Source organism: Candidatus Neomarinimicrobiota bacterium (genome assembly GCA_018651745.1).
GTDB lineage: Bacteria > Fidelibacterota > Marinisomatia > Marinisomatales > TCS55 > JAAZYX01.
The window spans coordinates 1-18,797 of record JABIDL010000019.1; the positions used below are offsets into that span (position 1 = coordinate 1).

Consider the following 18,797-nt stretch of genomic DNA (forward strand, 5'->3'; position numbering starts at 1 on the left):
ACTGCGTTCAGATCCAAAGAAAACAGCTTAACCAACTGTCTAAATTTCTTCTCAGAAATATGGGAACGCTTAACATACTTGTTTCTCATTGTCATACAAGAATTTACAGCCTTTTGTCTTATGCATTCTAGTCATGACCCTTAATAAAATAAATCTTCTGTTCGAGTTAACAACCATTCCGCTCTCTGCCGTATAATCATGTTTTCAATTTCATTATTATTTTCTTGATTAAGCACTTTGTTCACTTTTTTTAAAAATTCATCCTTATCCTGAGATTTCACCGAAACTGTTTCAGCAAATGTAAGTTGAGCAGCTGTATGGAATCCACCAGAAGCTCTATCGGCTTTGAAAAGATAATTTTCAGCAGTTCTTAAGTTCGAAGAATAATTATCAGGCTGGCTCATTGAAAATGATATCATTGCAGAATAAAGGGCACCTTTTTTCCAATCCGGGTTAATAGATAACGCTCCCTTAAATAATGTACCAACTTTCGGAAGACGAATTATCCAATTTGGATTTCCACGGCTGGATGAAATTGCGCCACCCAATGCTGCGCCCGTCCAATATAAAATAGACACATCATATTCATCAAAGTTAGGTTTAATTTGGGATTTCCCACTCAACCATTCACCAAATCCGGGGTGTTTTTCTTCGATAGCTCTTTCACCGAAATGGTAAGCTTTGATAAAATTCAAATGAGATTCTGCATACAATTTCGTTCCTTTATCGTAGTCAATCTCAATCATTCGATCAGCCAATTCCATAGTAAAAGCATACTGATACATCGTCATTAAGGAACATGCATTTACCAATATTTCAATGGTAGCAGATCCTTCCTCAGCGGCATTTTTCGCCCGATCAGATTTGTGCAATAGATAGGCTTTTGCAATATCAGGATGATGGTGATAAATAAAAGCAGGCGAACATCCCGCAATGAATAAGAAAAATATAATTGTTCCGTATGCAAAAGTCCGATGTGGATTTTTCATAGAACAGTTTAAGAAATTTAATTGAGGCTAGAAAGCAAATCAGGCTTCATTAATTCTCAAAAATCGGAAATGAATAACATAAATCATTTATTTGGGATCGAACTGAATTTGATATTTTTTCATCTTCAGGATTGGCGATAACCTCATCAATCATGGATACAATCAATTTCATTTCGTTTTGATTCATCCCACGGGTTGTAATAGCAGGAGTTCCAATACGAATTCCACTGGTAATCATTGGACTTCTAGAATCAAACGGAACCATATTTTTATTCACTGTAATGCCTGCTCTTCCAAGCGCATTCTCAGCAGCTTTACCATGAATATTTTTATCCGTCAAATCAATAAGCAAAACATGTGTATCTGTTCCTCCGGACACAAGATGGTAACCTTTGCTTTTAAACTCAACTTCCATGGACTTTGCATTATCAACTACTTTCTGAATGTAAGATTTGAAATCCGGTTTTAATGCTTCGCCAAATGCAACAGCTTTTGCAGAAATAATATGCATTAATGGTCCCCCCTGAATCCCGGGCATAACGGATGAATCAATCAGCTCCGAGATCATCTTTGTTCGACCGGATTTTGGTGCAACTTTTCCCCATGTATTTTCTTGGTCCTTACCCAATAAAATCATTCCTCCTCTTGGACCTCGAAGGGTTTTATGGGTAGTTGTCGTGACCACATCACAATACGGCATTGGTGATGGATGATGACCCGTTGCGACAAGACCCGCAGGATGAGCAATGTCAGCCATTAAAAAAGCACCAATTTGGTCAGCAATTATTTTAAAATCTTCAAATTCGATCATCCTTGGGTAAGCACTTCCTCCACAAATTATTAATTTGGGTTTGTGCTCCTTTGCCAATTGACTTACTTCATCAAAATTCACTCTTCCGGTATCTTTATTCACCTGATAGGAAACCACATTAAATAATCTGCCTGAAAAATTCACCGGGCTTCCATGCGTTAAATGTCCGCCGTGAGCAAGATCAAGCCCCATAATAGTATCACCCGTCTCTAAAAAAGTAAGGAGAGCGGCCATATTGGCTTGCGATCCGGAGTGTGGTTGAACATTCACATACTCGGCATTAAAAAGCGTTTTAGCCCGTTCGCGCGCAAGATTTTCGGCCTCATCTACATGTTCACATCCACCGTAATAGCGCTTCCCTGGATAACCTTCGGCGTATTTATTGGTCATTACCCCACCGGAAGCCTCCAAAACAGAATAACTTACAAAATTTTCAGATGCAATAAGCTCTAAAGTTGATTCTTCCCGTGATATTTCCCGACCGATAATTTCATATAATTCAGGATCGCTGGATTTGATATAGTCTAACGGCATTCGACAAAAATCTTTACCAAGATGAATCTTTTTTCAGTTCTTCTTTTATCCAATTGTAACACTGCGAATTGGGGGTTATAGAGCCTTGTAATTTCCTATTTTTATCCATCATAAACCATTCAGCTTTTCCAAATAATACTTCATTTGCTTTTAGCCAATCTAGTGAATTTTTATAACGTCTAAATCCTTTTGCTTCCGCAGCTTCATAGTTTTGTTTTGCTAAGGTTGCTACAATTTTATCTTCTATTGAGATATCCCTGGATCTGCAAAATTGAAAAGCTTTGTAATAAACATTACCTTTTTGTGCAAAAGATTCACCGGCAGCAGATATAGAAATTGCTTTATTTACCCAACGAATAGCATTTTCAAAATCATCTAATTCAACTTGAATAGATGAAATCTTGATGGCTACCCGATGATCTCTCTTTCCCAACTTAAATAGTTCACCATAGGAATCGGCTGATTTTTCTAGGTCGTTTGCACCGTAATAAGCTTCAGCAAGTTTTCGCCAAGCGATTTTGCTTGTTCTATCAACGTTCAATACGGATCTTAACACGTTCGTTGCTTCAGAAGGTCTATCTGCTACCACTAACCGATCAGCGTAATCTATACCATAAGATACATTTTCTTGGTTTTTAAGCCACCTTGCTTCAAACACATCCATTGGATCTTTTCCACTGAGTTCGTAGGCATTTGCAAGATCACCTTGAGCAGATTCATTATCAGGATCTAAATTTAAAATTTCCTTTAATATAATAATTTGGTCAGAATATCTTTTTTGGCTTCCATATAATTCAGCTAATTCTTTTTTAAATGCAATATCATCAGGTGCCAATAGAGTTAATCTGTCATACTCTTCAATTTGCTCTTCAAGTTTATTTTGCTTTTTATAAGAATACGCTAATCGTTTTCTCAGTTCCACATTATCCGGTAAAATTTGTAGGCCTTGCAACAGTACTGATTCAGATTGGTCAAATTTCCCTAAATATTCATACGCGATTGCATAATAAAGGTACACACCTTTAGGATCTAGTTGATCACACCCTAAATCCACTATATCGCCATAAACCCTAACGGTTGATTCCCAGTCTCTATTTTTATAATACTCAGCAGCGCTACTCATTAATCTAGGACACTTAACGCGTCTTAACGAATCTAACCGTGCAGTTTCTCTTTCATCAATTCCATCCGTATCAACAGGTGGAGCGCACATAGTTAAAACCAACCCAGCAAATATTAAAATATTGGGAGCAACTGTTTGTTTAATAATATTTTTCAATTTCGATGTCTCCTTTTTATGAACCAAATATCTGTTAAATTTACACTAACTGTAAGTCGTCGAATTGATTCAGTTTTCGTCGATCCCATTTGTCTTTCACCTGCCATTAATGCGATGTCAATTTGGTTGACAGGGAACCCGAAATTTATTCCAAAACCTAATGAAGCGCCAAGTTCAATCACAGAATTCTGATTATTTAAAAATTCATCTTTTCGCGTATAAGCACCAGTCCTAAAATGAAAAGTTTCATACCATACCTTTGGAGTGGGTGAAGCAAAAGATACCAAACTCACATTCATATGAGTCCATTGTTTAATGTGATCATCTAAAATTGAAAAATCTGCAGTAACATTGGCACCATTTTTCCAAACATAAACCTCGCTTAATAAGTGAACAGATTCCGTTATACCAATGTCAAATCCAAATCCAAATTCCTGTGGTGAATATGCATTTAATGTGGTAGATATCTCTTCGGAAACAGAATCGGGAAAATCATAAATATCGTAAATACCATTATTATTGATATCTTGATAAAGTTGATTCGTTGTTTTATGCACAGTAAGTGGACTTAAGGTTAGGCCGGCAGATGCAAATGTGTGAATTTCCTTATTAAATAATTTGAATCGATTTGATGAAAGATAAACATTCAGCACTGTTCCGGAATAAAAATGTCTTGAGTTGGTTTGGAATCGATCTGAATCTATTAATAAATTATTTGTGAATCTGGATGATCCAAAAAGGAAATCAAATTTAATTCCGACTTGGTCTTTTTCAGATATTGGAAAGCTAATTCCAGTGTACAATGATGATATTCCTCCCCTACCTGAAAATTCTTTAGATAGCGTTAGCGTGTCTTGATCCAAAATCATTGAACCTGATTCATAAGTGAAAGAAAATTTTTGCTGACTATAGGGTTTTATTCCGAGGCCAAAACCATATTTTCCTTTTATCGGAATAATAAATTGCAATCTATCTAAACCGGAAATTTCATTCCTTACTGATGACGAAAGTTGATCAACACGTAAACCACTATAAGCACTGGAAAGTGTTGAAAACATAAATCGGTTCCATGTAGATGGATTATTGAGAGATAAACCGAATCGATACGCTGGTACTAAGCCTGTCCCGGATATACCAAGTGTTGCACCATCTTGCGCAGGAAAATGCATTCCCAACCCGTATGCATGATACATACTTTGAGATCCACCTAACGATGTCAGCAATCCGAGTATAAATATCAGTTTACGGGTAAACATATTGTACCTTCAATATTGGATCTATACTGTCAGGACTCGCTGTTTCCAGATGTATCATTTGATATGGATCATTTGTAACGCTAGAATACAATTTGATTCCGTAATTTTGAATTTTCCCCTGCATAATCCCATGAATATAGTATTTTAAATCCAGAGTAATGATTCCACCGGATACCGTACCACTGATAAAATATGAGGTTTCCGTTTGATATGAATCTTCAATCAATTCTTGATAAGAAAAAGTCAGTGGATTGCTTTCTAGCGGATAACCAATTACTTTGAATCCATCGAGTGAATCACCTTCTTCAACTTCAAAAGTAAAATCTGCTTTCCGAAAGGTAGTATTTGTGGGAAAATCGAGTGAATCTATATCAAGTTTCACCAAAGATTTAAAGCCATTCGCTCTACCAATTGTGAGATTTGTAGAATCGGAATCCACGACTCCAGGTGCTTGGGTAAAAGATAAATCAGCAACGGTAAGAAACGATGTAGAAATTGTATCGGTTGTTGTAACGCCTAATGTATCTGTTGAAGTGTACTGATAATTTAGATGATATCTGGGAGATAAAGTAGTACCACCCTCCCTACTTTCAAATCCGATACGAGAATCCAATGAATCTACAGCTGTAATCATGAAAGTATAATTTGCCAGCATTGTATCTGCAAAAGCGAGAATTACAGATGAATCTATGGGAAAATATAAGTAAGGAGGCGCTTGATTATCAGATACAGTGTCCTCTGATTCTTGCACCAAAGTTGTCTGTGCAATTTGTACTGATATAGCAGATAATTCCGTAAAGGATGGATTAAGATAATGACTTTCATATTCACTAAAAATCGAATCAACTGTATTTGGGAAATAGGACAACTGAAACGTAGAAGTAATATCTATAGAGTCTGCAGCATACCATAATTGGAAAAATGTACTATCTACAACATAATTAGAATCATCCAATTCATGCATAGCTAAAGTTCTACTTATATTTTCGTTTGAAAGTTTAATTAAAATATATTGATTGGAAAACCCGTTTCCATCACCTAGATACAAAGTTGAGAGGGTTCCCATTTCTGGTGGCGATTGGAATGTAGTAGATTGAAATGAATGAACTGTAAGCGTATCAAGTTTTAAATCGGTGTCGCTTAAATCGTAAGGAATTGATTCTTCAATGCAACCGGCAAGTACACATAAAATTGCGATGAGGCTTAATTGTCGTTTTGTCGACATTAATTTAGGAGTGATTTTGGATGAGGTCATGGATTTCGAGAATACTAACTCGAAATCAGGAAAAAAGTTTCTGAAGTACAGTATTTACGGAACCAGCAATTTTATTATAATCAGGATTTTCTACATCCGATCCCTTGATTAACGATACTTTTTTCTTCGATTTCTTAAAGGCATCAAGTTTCATTATTTTACCGGAAAGTTTCTTTTTATCATCATCGAGAACAATTACAGCATCTGCACATTCTGCTGCAATTTCGAAAGCATTAATTTTTTTCCTTTTTCCAAACAACTTGTCAAAATCAAGCCCAGATTTTCGATACGATTCAACGTCAAATTTGGAATATTCATCCAAGGAGTGAACCAGAACTACGGTTTTGATATCTTTGTAGAATTTATCTTGCGCATATAATTGTTTGTAAACAGCAGGTATTACTGATGCTTGCCAATCATTACAAATCAATATATCTGGTTTCCAAAATAAATGCGGTAATGTTGCTAAGGTCGCATTCGCATAAAAAGTATAACGATCAGAATTATCAGCAAGAACTCTTCCATTTTTTGATTTGTAAATAAGATCCGTTAATGGTTGAAACCAATCCTCGTGTTCTAAGAAATATACTTGGACGCGAGTTTTTGGAATAAAAGCACTCTTTGCAGATGCTAATTGGTCTTGACCATCAAAAGAAAATGGGATTTCACGAAGGCGAATTACTTCACGTAAAATGTATTTCCTTTGGCTGACATAACCATATTTTGGCAACATAGTACGAATATCATGGCCCATTGTTTGTAGTGCAAGTGGTACTTTCGCCGAAAACTCTGCGAGCGGGTATGTATTAGCAAACGGAGTTATTTCCGTCGTGATATAAAACAGTTTCAACGACACGTTAATTTACACTCAACTGACGGATCGCATCTTTGGCTTTGGGGTAAAATTCACTTCCGGGGAAATATTCCAAGAGTCGTTTATACTCTTCTCTCGCCTTATCAATATTACCCATACTCAGGTAGGCATGCCCTAACTTCAGCTGAGCATCATCGTTTTTATCGGTTCCGGGATAAGTGAACACTTTTTCCAGCTCAATAATAGCGCGTTTATAATTTTTTTGGGTATAATAACATTCAGCCAGCCAATATTGACTATTATCAGCCAATGGATTATTTGGACTCCCAAGTACCAATTCTGAAAATCCCTTTATAGCGGTGGTATAATCCCCGTTTTGATAATGACTCAGTGCTTCGATATATTGTTTCTTATAAGTTGTGGATGTAAACGAGGAAATTGATGGAGACCCTTCAACCGATTCATTTTTCAATGAATACATTTCAGTAAAACTGTTTGCCATAGTGATAATTTTATTTTCAATCATAACCAACTGAGAAAGAATTTGGAAATTTGTACTGTCAGAATAGGCGGCTTTATCTTCCAATAATCTAATTTTGTTTTGAAGGGTATTTATTCGGTTGATCAACATAATCGCTACCGAATCCGTTTGCTGTTTTGCAGCCAAAGTTGCTTGCAGCGCATTTTTCAAATCTGGCAATAAAATCTGAATTTCTGTTTCAAGAGATTTTATTTTAGCATCTTGTTTAGAAATCTTAGCATTCAACGATTTAATCTGTTTTGTCACACTACTTTGTGCAGAAATCGTTGAACACATAAGGATCACTAAAAGAGACACAATTCCCATTCGTTTTATCAATCGAAAACTCAAACTATTTATTATTGTTAATATACTCGGATTATTGAATCCGGAATTTAACTTTGACAAATTCGATCTTCCAATCCTTTTAATACTTAACCCATTCTGTTAACAGCAAGGTTCATACTTAGGCCCGTCATCATAAAAGCTGCCATTAAGAATGACCCTCCATAGGATATAAACGGGAGCGGAAGTCCCTTGACTGGAATTAAACCAACAGTCATCGCACAGTTCACAAATACATGCGCAAGAAAAATAGATGCAAATCCAATTAGTACGAGGCTAGAAAATCTATCATTGGATTCAAAAGCAGAGCGTGTAATTCGATAAATAAAAAAGGTAAAAACAATTAACATAATCAAAAGGGTAATAAAGCCTAATTCTTCGCCCATTACCGAAACGATAAAATCTGATTCCTGTACCGGAAGAAATTTAAGGTGAGTCTGGGTCCCCTGTCCCCATCCTTTTCCAAAAAATCCACCGGATCCAATCGCCATTTTACTTTGAATAATCTGATATCCTGCACCCAAAGGATCCAATTCCGGGTTTAATAAAGTTAAAACTCGTTTTTGTTGGAATGGTCTTAATAGACCCCATACCACCGGAGTAAGTAACCCTAAAAATATATTTCCAAAAAACAACCCTACGCCATGAAACACTTTCGGTTTTGAAACAAAAATGATAATTGCCATCATACCTGCCCATATGAAAAATGAAATGATATGAAATGCAGTTAAAATGCTAAAAATGGGAGCTAGAAACAGAAAAAGATGAAAAGGCCTCGCTCCGACCCAAAATAACATGGGAATCAGAGGCATCATTAAAATAGTGGCAGTGCCAAGATCCGGTTGTTTTAATATAATAATGGATGGCAATATTACTATTAGGGATGGAAATATAAGAGATCCAAAATGTTGCATTTGCAAATTTCTGTCAGAAAGGTAACGTGCCAAAGCAATAACAATAATAATTTTAGCAAATTCAGATGGTTGAATACCGACCGGAAGCCCTAAGTCAATCCAACGGTGAGTGCCAGCAATCGTATTTCCTAAAAATGGAACAAACAGTATTCCAAGTGTCAAGAAATACAATACATAAATATACTTATGTATCAATTTTCGAGAAATTATAAATGTTCCGAAAAAACCAATTAATGCAGGTATCAATATTATGGATTGTTTGAAAAAATGATTTTGCGTTAATGAAGTTCCCTGATGTAGCGAAATGCTGTATAATGTCACCAACCCCAGCCCGAAAAGAAATAAAGAAAGGCCAAATAGAGATTGTGGGGTATTGGCTAATTTTCTTGAAAGAATCATGGGGACATTTCGGCAATTTTTGTTGAAGATTGATTAAAATATGCCGCAAATATTCGCCGAGCTTTTGGGGCTGCCACCTCTCCACCGTGCCCACTGTTTTCGATCAATAGTACCAACGAAACCTGTTTCCCATGTTTATTTCCAAAACCAATAAACCATGCATGCGGTAAACCATGAGGATTCTCCGCCGTACCAGTTTTCCCTGCAAGTATCAATCCATTTATTTTGGGGTTCGCTGATTTTCCGGTACCACTCAATCCATACACCACTTTTTTCATATAAGCATTCACTTGATTCCAAATGTGACTGCTATAATGTGGGCTTGATTCAGAAAGAACTTTGTTTCCTTTTAAAAAATGTAATTTCCCGGCTTTACCTTCTGTTGCGAGATGATTGATATACGTCGCCATTTGAATTGGTGTAACCAAAATTTCTCCCTGCCCAACAGCCATGTTTAAGAGATTCCCTTTTGCCCATCCACGTCTTCCGTATCTTTTGTTCATAAATGCCCTGTCAGGAATTATGCCTTTTGATTCAGTCGGAAAATCAAATCCTAATTCTTGACCAAATCCAAACTGTCTCCATACTGTCCACAATTCTTTGAGGGAAAGGCGTTGGACAGTCTGATAAAAATAAACATTACACGATTGTTCAATGGCTTGTTCCAAATTGACAAATCCATGACCGGTTTCTTTCCAACAACGGAAAAATCGATCACCAAACTCATAAGATCCTGTACATTCTAATTTTTCAGCAGGATTCACCCTTTGATTTTTTAACAATGCGATCGTTGTCAGCATTTTGAAGGTTGAACCGGGAGGATATAATCCATTTGCAAATCGATTTAATAACGGTTTATTGGTATCATAAATAACTTGGTTCCAATCCTTTCCTGACATCGATCCACGAAATAATTCCGGTCTGTAATCAGGAACACTAACGCAAGCAATAATTTCTCCTGTTTCCGGGATGGATAAAATACCTACGCCTCGAAGATCCTTTAATTCTTGTTCTAATGTTTTCTGGATAGAAATATCAATAGTTGTAACTAGATTTTTTCCGGGAGTCGGAAGCAATTCATTCCCTTCTAATACAACACCAACTTCTCGTCCAAATGCATCCACTTGATAGAATGAAGCTCCCTTTTCTCCTCTTAAAATTGATTCAAATTGTTTTTCAAGTCCCATCCATCCTATCAAGTCACCTGCTTTGTAATCACTGTGTTTTTCTTTAATCTTAGAAGATGTATTATCTAAATCTTTCATATATCCAAGAATATGAGACGCCCGAACTTCTTGGGTATAAATCCGTTCAGGATGCTGTTTATAAAAAACGCCCGGAAGGGCTAATTTATTTTCTTCAATTCTACTAAGCTGATCAAATGATAAATCTTTTGCCAGTTTCGTAGGTAAAAATCGAGAACGGTAATATTTTTTATAATTGGATTCCAAAATGGATTCTTCCAAATTGATATCTTTGCTTATGATCGAAAATTCCAATCTCCTATTTTCCAACTCTCCCGGAATGCAATACAAAACGTAGGTTGGATAATTGTCCACTAATATGGAACCATTTCTATCTAATATGAGCCCTCTTGGTGCTTCTAACGAAACACCTCGAATACGGTTTCCATCTGCTTGTTTTCTATAAATATCATAATTCATGATCTGGATATTGAAAAACCGCGCAAGCAATAGAAGCATTAACAAAATTGTCATTCCGTTGAATATGATATATCGGTTTTTTGGGACTTGGTTATCAGTTTTCAGCATCACAAACCTTGGCAAAAGGAATCATAAATTGCAGTACAATTAAAAACCCAAGTGTATAACCGACAGAAAAAATCCAATTCAAAAAGAAAATCCCCGGGTTCGTATTAAAAGTGTATTGAAATCTTACAAAGGAAAAAATTAGAAAATGAATGAACACAATACTAACCCATCCTGCATGAAAATACATGGGAATCCAGCTACGATATCGTCCATGCAAAAACCCCGCCAAATACCCCGTAATGGAACAAGTGAGCGATGTAAGCCCAAAAAACGATCCGACGCCTGCTAAATCGACTAAAAAACCTGCAATAAAGCCTGCAATTACGCCAGCAAACCTTCCATGCGTTACACCAATATACAGGACGAGAATCATGATGAAATCCGGACGTATTGCATTAATGGACATCACTTCGGCAAAAAAGAATTGTAGCAAGAAAATGCCAATGACCCAATAGATTAATTCACTCCGGCGCATTTACAATCTTTGTAATAATAAATACATTTAATAATGAACTCAAGTCATTATGCATTTTGACACTCACGATTTTATGAAAACTTGCACGTTCGTCTTGTATGCCGATCACTTCTCCAACGGGAATTCCTTTTGGAAAGAAATCACTAAATCCGGAAGTAACCACAGAATCTCCTACACGGATAATTGCATTTTTCTGGACTTCACGAATCTCACATATGCCTGCATTCAACCATCGTAAAATTCCGGTTTGACCACTGGGGAAAATCCTCACACTAATACGAAAATTATGATCCGATAACAATTGGACTACCGAACTGCCTTCACCAACCAATACAGTTTTCCCAACAATTCCTTTGGGCGTTAATACAGGATTGTTTTCTGAAATACCATCAAGTTTTCCCACATCTACCGTTAAAGAAATCATATTTGACATTAAACCTTTATTGATCACATTTGCCGGCTGAAGAGTTATTTTACTCTCCCTCTTAAAATTTAACATTTCTCTTAAATTTCTGTTTTCTTGAGCTAAACGAAGCATCGTCTCCATTTGAAGTGTAAGCTGTAGGTTTTTTTCCCGAAGCAGGTTTGCTTCTTCTTTTAATGTCCCAACAGATCTGATCCAAGCCATTGGAGTATATAAAAAAGAAAAGACATCATTCGCTTTTGCGCGTAACACTTGGATATCTTTAGAATCGTTTGTAAAAATCAGAGTGATGGATACTAAAACCGTCAGAATCAGTGTCAGGTGGTCTTTTTGTCGAAGAATAGCGAGATAAATGAATCTCATTTAAAGTATCCTGATTAAATCATTACCCACAAAAACATTCAGACATAATTTTTTTTAAAGTGTTATAAACGATAATTATCTTCACGTTTTGGCAGTTATAAATTTTGGTTTGTAATTCTATTTGATTTATGTCGAGCCTTGGTATTTATTTTTCGGAGAACAGCAAAATCAGGTTAAATCAATACAGACTCGTATTTTTCAATATTTTCGAGAACCATTCCGGTGCCGCGAACTACAGAAAGTAATGGCTCTTCTGCACGGTTCACGGGAACGTTGGTTCTGTCTCGGATTAATTGGTCTAAGTCTTTTAGCATACTTCCGCCGCCAGTCATAATGATACCACGGTCTAAAATATCTGCCGATAATTCAGGAGGTGTTTTTTCTAAGGCTCGCTTAACTGCTTCTACAATGTCGTTTACCGTATCTTTTAATGCTTGCCGGATTTCATCAGAAGACACATCAATGGTTTTCGGAATTCCGGAAATAAAATCACGTCCCTTCACCGGAACTGTTTCAGATTGCGTACGCATCGCAGATCCCACCTGTTTCTTGATCTTCTCTGCGGTAGAATACCCAATATCGAGTTTATGTTCATCTTTAAACCATTTGATAATTGCCTCATCCATTTCATCTCCGGCAACTTTGATGGTTTCGTTTAGCACGACTCCATCCAATGCAATGACCGCAATTTCAGTTGTCCCACCGCCGATGTCCACTATAATATTTCCTACAGGTTTACTAATGTCCAACCCGATACCGACAGCAGCAGCCACCGGCTCTTCGATGAGGAATACTTCCCGCGCGTTGGCTCGTTCACCGGAATCTTTGACTGCTTTCGTTTCGACTTCGGTAACACCGGATGGAATGCAAATAACCATACGAGGACGGGCGAGGCGGTTCATGTTAATTTTTCTTACAAAACCCTGAATCATTCCGTCAGTCATATTGAAATTGGCAATCACGCCGTCGCGTAATGGGCGAATAGTTTCAATGGCCCCATGTGTTTTCCCAATCATTGCCTTCGCTTCATTTCCCACTGCAATGATCGACCCATCATTCACAGATCTTGCAACCACCGACGGCTCGTTGATCAGGACACCTTTGCCTTTAACCCAGATTAGCGTATTCGCTGTTCCAAGATCAATAGCAATGTCTCCCGAAATCCAGGAAAAAGTATTGGATAGGTGATTTAAAAAGGACATTGTCTCGTTACGTCTTCATATTGATTCAAATTCGAAGGGTAAATCTAACTCAACTTGATGAAGATGGCATTAGGAATTCATCTGCCGTTAAACGTTTTTTATTCGGAACCGAATGTATCAACATTTGGGTATAATCATGTTCAGGATACTTAAATACTTGTTTCACATTTCCGGATTCGACAATCCGCCCTTTCGTCATAATAAGGACATTATTCGCGAATGATTCTACCACATGCAAATCGTGAGTCGTAAATAATACCGCAATTGACTTCTCATTCGACAAATCCTTAATCAGGTTGAGAATTTTGGCCTGTACCGACACATCCAATGCCGAAACTATTTCATCACAAATTAACACATCAGGCTCCACTGCAAGCGACCTTGCAATGCAGACACGTTGCCGTTGTCCTCCACTCAGTTCATGCGGATATTTGGATACCGAATCCTTCGGAAGTTCTGTTTGGTCAAGTAGAGATGATAATCTTTTATCTGGGTTTAATTCATTGGGATAAAACTCAACGACTTCGTTTAGCGTTTCGGAAACGGTCATTCTCGGGTTGAGAGAACTATATGGATCTTGAAAAATAATCTGAATCTTTTTCCTTAAATGATTCATCACGGAAGGTTGGTATTCTTCAGAATTGAACTCAAAAGATCCTCCAACCTTCGGAATTAAGCCAATAATAGATTTCCCAAGAGTGGATTTTCCGGAACCTGATTCGCCCACAACCGATAGAATTTCACCCGGATTTAAATCAAAATTGATTTCAAATAAAATTTGAGTCCATCCGCCTGTACCAAATAACGTTGTAGCAGACGAAGGATAATAAGCAGAAACATTTTTAAGTGACAACACAGATGACACGAAAACTAATCCCGACCGCTCATCATGGCTTGCTTACTCAGTTTATCAGCTACTGTATTTTTTTCTCGTGGAATATGTTCGGCAGTCCAAGAATCCAATTTTTTCAAAAATCCGTGCGCAGTGGAATGCAACACTTTCATGCGATCATTTTTTACCTTATAATCACCATTAATTTGGTTTATTACAAGCTGGCTATCTGCATATATTGCTAAAGTTGTAAGTTTTAATTCAACGGCAAGTTCTATGCCTCGAATTAAGGCGGAATATTCTGCTTCGTTGTTGGTTTTATCATCTAAATATTCCGAAAATGAATAAAGTTCTTCATCATTTCGATATAACACGCCGCCAATTCCTGATGTTTTTGAATGCAAATCCGCTGCACCATCTACATATAATTTGATGATTCCTGAATCTGTCATTTTTTCGTATAGATTGTTTAATACATCTGACGATCTGACTTTTGAATCAGACAGCAGATCGCGGATGGCGTTTATTTCGTCTTTATTTAGCTTCATCGGTGGGCGAGAAAATACTGATATTTTTTATATAAATTGAGTGATAAGGAAAATCGATCCAGATTTTTTCAACTTATAAAAAAAGGCAAGCTAAAAAAAACCTTTATTAAAAATGTATAGAAAAGTCGCCACTAACAGATCATAAAACGGCGGCGCATCCGGCCAGTAGTAATTCCAAATCACGATGTAAATAAGCCAGGGTATCATCAATAAATTTGGATTTATATTTTTTTTCATACCGATAAATTTTTAACGTTTTATCCACTATCCTATAAATGGATTAGTACCACTTTGTGCGGGGCATTCTTCCCAATAATAACACCAATTGCAAAGGATCATTGGTTTTGGCGGAAAATGATCTTCATTTTTAATGTTGAATTGAATTTCATTAATCCTATTTTTTACATTTTCTACCAAAAATGTTAGTTGCTTCTGTGTTCGTGCTGACCTTATTTCTTTATCATGCTGCAAAAAATGCCAAACTAGAGTCACAGATTTCACAGAGTCTTTTTGGCTTTCAAGAGCAATCTGATACAACGCAAGCTGTCCATCTTTGTCAGCGGCATTTTGGCTAAGCGCGCGTTTCCCGGTCTTGTAATCATGGATTTCATAATTCCCATTCCCATCATGATCAATGCGGTCGGCGATACCTTTTAATATATATTTATCAGAATCATCGAGCTTAAAAATAAATTCGACTTCATTTCCTTCCACAGGCTCCTCAAAAGGTTGGTATCTACGATAAAAAGTCGCAAGACATTTTTCGCCAAGACGATAATAAAATTCCGGTGAATTTTCTGTACGGACAATGGCAACACGTGCATGCCATTTCTCTTTCCACAATTCTTTGTATTTCGCTAAAACACTGTCAAAAAATACAATTTTCCCATCCAAAACTTCATTGTAGAGATATTCAAGAGCCTCATGGGCACGTTTCCCCATAAAAGCTTCAATCCCTTCGTCATCTTTATAGATTTTGTCTATGTAGCGAAATTTGAATTGAGCCGGACATTTTTTATATGACTCAAGACTGCTATAAGAAAATCGTTTAATCAAATCGTTCATTTAAACCTCATTTGTCAGTATTTAATGCTAGACCGTAAAGTTTCTATTATAAGTAAGGAAACTAGTTTTCATGATGAAATTTTTGATTCTTTGCGTGGATAAAATTTTAATTCTAATTTATTTTAATATTGACGCATAAACGGAGTTGTTAATCTAAAATCGCCAAATCCTGTATCATCCACAAAAACAAAAGATCGGTTGATACGATAATAATGCCATGTACGCCGTGCATATCCTTTACTGGGCTGATCATAGCGTTCTACTTCATCCGGAGGACCAAACATAATGTAAATCATTCCCATATCTGTCTTCCATCCGGGCTGGAAAGATTCAAAATTTTGTTTGGCGTATGCAACTCGCATATAATACTCATCCATTAATTCATTTTTCGAAGTTTCCGGTGTTGGATCGCGGTCTGCCCAAAAAGATAAAAATAACTGTTCTCGCTCATGCCGGTTGGCATCTTTTAGCAATTTGCGTTCATCACTTTCCAAGATGTAACGCATTTGTTCCATGGCTTCATCCACATTGGTAATTGTGCGTGAAATTCCCGGTCTTTTCATCATGATGGGTTTTCTTTGACTAGCGGACTTTTTCCCTTGGGTAATTTCCCCAGCAATAAACATTTTAATGGAACTAAACTCGTCTCGCGGCACAATGATTCTCTCAGAAAATATTCCTGAGTCAGACATGTGATCGACGCTATAAGTCCAATCATCCACTTTTTTGGTTTCAGAAATTGCCGATTTGATCTTAAATGTGCCTGGGTTGACTTTCCCGGAAAAAAGAATGGTAAGCGTATTTTTTCCCACATCCAAACGAGACCCTGAAATTGGAAATTCATTTTTTCCGAATCCCCATTCACCCTCTTTTTCTTCCAGTAAAACCGGATAAAGAAGAAATACAGGTTCGCCTAATTTTATTAATTCAATGGATTCTTTTTTCACGCCAGCTTTCCGTGTATCATTATCCAGCACATTTCCTATTACGGTGTACGATCCTTTGCCGACTGTGAATTCGGTTGTTAAGTATTGAACCATTTCACGGGAAGTGGTTTCGATATAGTTGTTTACATGAATATTCTTTTGCCAAGATTTTTTGCCAACTTGAATCCCATCATTATTCACCAAACTGATTGTGGCTTCAAATGCCGCACTAAACCCATTTTCTGATTTTAAGAATTGAAGCGCTGTACTTGGCACATCTAATCGAGCAACAACCCGAACAGAATCCGCCGATTGCATTTCGGTAAACCCATTGAGCTGAAATTGATGAATCGCGCTCGATCCTTTTTTCGATCTATCAATACGCTGCGCATCCAGATTTCCATCCTGAAAACACACAACAATCATGAGTAGAATAATTTGAATTCGTAACATTAAAGGTCTTTTTTCCATCGGAACATTATTAAGCCTTCGGAAGTTCCGAGCCATAAAAGGTTCTTGTCAATATACAAATCATTTACTTGACCAATAAATGGGTAATTGTACATTCGGAAGAAATCATTATTTGTATCCACTCGAAATATTCCATTATCAGTTCCAATAAATAAATGCTGTTTTGTTCCTGCTAAACTTTTGGGAATTGATCCGCCATATTTTGACGGTTCCGATAATACCGACCATTTTTGTGTTTGCAAGTCAAGTCCGATAATACCGAAAGATGTCGCCGCCGCAAGCGTGTTGCCATAATGCGCAAGTGCCGTGAATTGGAATAAACCGATCTCCCTTTCTGCAATAGCTGAAATTTGTCCAACATTTCTAAAGTTTGTTAGAGAATTTTCTTGGGAAGAATAAACCATTAATTGGTATTCAGTTGCGATCCAAAGGTCGCCTTCTACCTCAATCAGATCATAAATAAAGACACCTTTAAGCTTGTCCCCAAGTTCAGTATTTTTCAGGCGTTTAGTTTCTTTCGAAATTCCAGAAATTCCTCTTGAAGTTGCGACCCAAACAATTTCATCTATTGCTACCATCGCCCGGACTCGTCCCATCGGGAATCCTCTTTCGGAACCATAAAATCGCCAATAATCTTTCTTTTTATTGTAAATCATTACGCCATCCATTGAGCCGAACCAAACTTCGTTATCAATTTCAAGAATTTCATATACGGGTAAATTATCCATATTTAGCGTGAGGTCAAATTCAACCGGATGAAATACATGGCGCTTTGGGAAAAATTGGGTAATTCCTTTTGACTCTTTACTCCATCGTCCGCCAATCCACAACCCATTTTTACCAAACAAAGACATAACATCTGAATTTGCAAGCCCGGATTGAATTGGCGTAAGAGCTTTCATTTGCGTACCACCAAGAAAAATCATTCCATCAGAACATCCAATCCAAATATCTTTGAATTTCCCGGTATGAGCCGTTCGAATAAATGCACGCTTTCCTTTGGGAGAAAGAAATCCATCTTGAACATAAAGCCATCCATCTAACACAGAATATGATTCTAGTATATTTGTAGGAATATCCATTGCCGAAAGTCGTCCGCTGCTCCAATCAATATCATCAATATCAGGTGAGGAAAACATCCCAAGCATAATGCCAGAAGAACGGTCTAATTTTATGAAAAGCGATCCAGAACGAACCCACAGCGATTCCTTCGATGATCCGATTTGTTCAATACGGGTATTTCGGTTTAATCCAATATCAACCAGCGAAACCCGATGCCAATCACCTTCATGATTAAAACTATACTCTAACGACTGATTGGTCGCTGCCCAAAGGATACCGGTATCTCGGTCAAAATGAATGGCAGTTATGGTATTACTTGCCAACCCTTGTGCGCGTGTAATCGGTTCTTCAAATCGTTTTCCATAGTTTTGATAACGAAGAATTCCACCATTTTCTGTTCCGAAATAGACATACGTAAATCCTTCAGAAATAGATGTGATATCACCATTTTGGCGATATTGAACCCAATCCATCGTCCCAAACCGTGGATTGGGCTGAGCGGTTATATTTGAAAATCCCCCGAATAAAACTGAGGTATAAA

General features: G+C 37.2%; 18 protein-coding genes. All 18 read right to left on the minus strand.

Annotation, left to right across the window (positions count from 1 at the left end; all coding sequences use genetic code 11):
- Positions 1-95 (minus strand): IS1595 family transposase (locus HOD97_02850; GenBank protein ID MBT4280552.1); only part of this gene is annotated, 95 nt, incomplete at its 3' end.
- Positions 96-140: 45 nt separating this feature from the next.
- A complete protein-coding gene (locus tag HOD97_02855) occupies positions 141-989 on the minus strand; it encodes a hypothetical protein (protein MBT4280553.1) in 849 nt (282 codons plus the stop codon).
- Between the two features lie 49 nt (positions 990-1,038).
- Complete coding sequence (locus tag HOD97_02860; GenBank protein MBT4280554.1) at positions 1,039-2,334, minus strand: serine hydroxymethyltransferase; 1,296 nt, start codon at positions 2,332-2,334, stop codon at positions 1,039-1,041.
- A gap of 13 nt (positions 2,335-2,347) precedes the next feature.
- Positions 2,348-3,613: a hypothetical protein gene (locus HOD97_02865; protein ID MBT4280555.1), complete on the minus strand. Its 1,266-nt coding sequence runs from the start codon at positions 3,611-3,613 to the stop codon at positions 2,348-2,350.
- A complete protein-coding gene (locus tag HOD97_02870; GenBank protein ID MBT4280556.1) occupies positions 3,610-4,869 on the minus strand; it encodes a hypothetical protein in 1,260 nt (419 codons plus the stop codon). Before HOD97_02870 ends, HOD97_02865 begins: the two co-directional genes overlap by 4 nt.
- Positions 4,856-6,124 carry a hypothetical protein gene (locus HOD97_02875; GenBank protein MBT4280557.1) on the minus strand — a complete coding sequence of 423 codons (1,269 nt, stop codon included), beginning with the start codon at positions 6,122-6,124 and terminating at the stop codon, positions 4,856-4,858. Before HOD97_02875 ends, HOD97_02870 begins: the two co-directional genes overlap by 14 nt.
- A 25-nt stretch (positions 6,125-6,149) precedes the next feature.
- Positions 6,150-6,974, minus strand: a complete 825-nt coding sequence (locus HOD97_02880; protein MBT4280558.1) for a glycogen/starch synthase — start codon at positions 6,972-6,974, stop codon at positions 6,150-6,152.
- Between the two features lie 7 nt (positions 6,975-6,981).
- Entirely contained in the window at positions 6,982-7,866 is an 885-nt protein-coding gene (locus tag HOD97_02885) for a tetratricopeptide repeat protein (protein ID MBT4280559.1), read from the minus strand.
- A gap of 26 nt (positions 7,867-7,892) precedes the next feature.
- The gene (rodA, locus tag HOD97_02890; GenBank protein MBT4280560.1) at positions 7,893-9,116 is read right to left on the minus strand and encodes a rod shape-determining protein RodA; all 1,224 of its coding nucleotides are present in this window, start codon (positions 9,114-9,116) and stop codon (positions 7,893-7,895) included.
- Positions 9,113-10,888: a penicillin-binding protein 2 gene (gene mrdA, locus HOD97_02895; protein MBT4280561.1), complete on the minus strand. Its 1,776-nt coding sequence runs from the start codon at positions 10,886-10,888 to the stop codon at positions 9,113-9,115. The genes rodA and mrdA overlap by 4 nt, the downstream gene beginning before the upstream one ends.
- Entirely contained in the window at positions 10,875-11,321 is a 447-nt protein-coding gene (gene mreD / locus HOD97_02900; GenBank protein MBT4280562.1) for a rod shape-determining protein MreD, read from the minus strand. Before mreD ends, mrdA begins: the two co-directional genes overlap by 14 nt.
- A gap of 28 nt (positions 11,322-11,349) precedes the next feature.
- The gene (gene mreC / locus HOD97_02905) at positions 11,350-12,150 is read right to left on the minus strand and encodes a rod shape-determining protein MreC (GenBank protein ID MBT4280563.1); all 801 of its coding nucleotides are present in this window, start codon (positions 12,148-12,150) and stop codon (positions 11,350-11,352) included.
- A 173-nt stretch (positions 12,151-12,323) separates the two neighbouring features.
- Entirely contained in the window at positions 12,324-13,352 is a 1,029-nt protein-coding gene (locus HOD97_02910; protein MBT4280564.1) for a rod shape-determining protein, read from the minus strand.
- Between the two features lie 49 nt (positions 13,353-13,401).
- A complete protein-coding gene (locus tag HOD97_02915) occupies positions 13,402-14,217 on the minus strand; it encodes an ABC transporter ATP-binding protein (protein MBT4280565.1) in 816 nt (271 codons plus the stop codon).
- A gap of 5 nt (positions 14,218-14,222) precedes the next feature.
- A complete protein-coding gene (locus tag HOD97_02920) occupies positions 14,223-14,732 on the minus strand; it encodes a ribonuclease HI family protein (protein ID MBT4280566.1) in 510 nt (169 codons plus the stop codon).
- A gap of 264 nt (positions 14,733-14,996) precedes the next feature.
- The gene (locus HOD97_02925) at positions 14,997-15,797 is read right to left on the minus strand and encodes a PD-(D/E)XK nuclease family protein (protein MBT4280567.1); all 801 of its coding nucleotides are present in this window, start codon (positions 15,795-15,797) and stop codon (positions 14,997-14,999) included.
- A gap of 122 nt (positions 15,798-15,919) precedes the next feature.
- Positions 15,920-17,176 carry a GWxTD domain-containing protein gene (locus HOD97_02930; protein MBT4280568.1) on the minus strand — a complete coding sequence of 419 codons (1,257 nt, stop codon included), beginning with the start codon at positions 17,174-17,176 and terminating at the stop codon, positions 15,920-15,922.
- A complete protein-coding gene (locus tag HOD97_02935) occupies positions 17,176-18,729 on the minus strand; it encodes a hypothetical protein (protein ID MBT4280569.1) in 1,554 nt (517 codons plus the stop codon). Before HOD97_02935 ends, HOD97_02930 begins: the two co-directional genes overlap by 1 nt.
- Positions 18,730-18,797: the final 68 nt, after the last annotated feature.

Coding starts and splice junctions, on each gene's coding strand:
- HOD97_02855 (MBT4280553.1), bottom strand. CDS start 989: ATGAAAAATCCACATCGGACTTTTGCATACGGAACAATTATATTTTTC.
- HOD97_02860 (MBT4280554.1), bottom strand. CDS start 2,334: ATGCCGTTAGACTATATCAAATCCAGCGATCCTGAATTATATGAAATT.
- HOD97_02870 (MBT4280556.1), bottom strand. CDS start 4,869: ATGTTTACCCGTAAACTGATATTTATACTCGGATTGCTGACATCGTTA.
- HOD97_02875 (MBT4280557.1), bottom strand. CDS start 6,124: ATGACCTCATCCAAAATCACTCCTAAATTAATGTCGACAAAACGACAA.
- rodA (MBT4280560.1), bottom strand. CDS start 9,116: ATGATTCTTTCAAGAAAATTAGCCAATACCCCACAATCTCTATTTGGC.
- mrdA (MBT4280561.1), bottom strand. CDS start 10,888: ATGCTGAAAACTGATAACCAAGTCCCAAAAAACCGATATATCATATTC.
- mreC (MBT4280563.1), bottom strand. CDS start 12,150: ATGAGATTCATTTATCTCGCTATTCTTCGACAAAAAGACCACCTGACA.
- HOD97_02910 (MBT4280564.1), bottom strand. CDS start 13,352: ATGTCCTTTTTAAATCACCTATCCAATACTTTTTCCTGGATTTCGGGA.
- HOD97_02920 (MBT4280566.1), bottom strand. CDS start 14,732: ATGAAGCTAAATAAAGACGAAATAAACGCCATCCGCGATCTGCTGTCT.
- HOD97_02925 (MBT4280567.1), bottom strand. CDS start 15,797: ATGAACGATTTGATTAAACGATTTTCTTATAGCAGTCTTGAGTCATAT.
- HOD97_02930 (MBT4280568.1), bottom strand. CDS start 17,176: ATGTTACGAATTCAAATTATTCTACTCATGATTGTTGTGTGTTTTCAG.
- HOD97_02935 (MBT4280569.1), bottom strand. CDS start 18,729: ATGGATTGGGTTCAATATCGCCAAAATGGTGATATCACATCTATTTCT.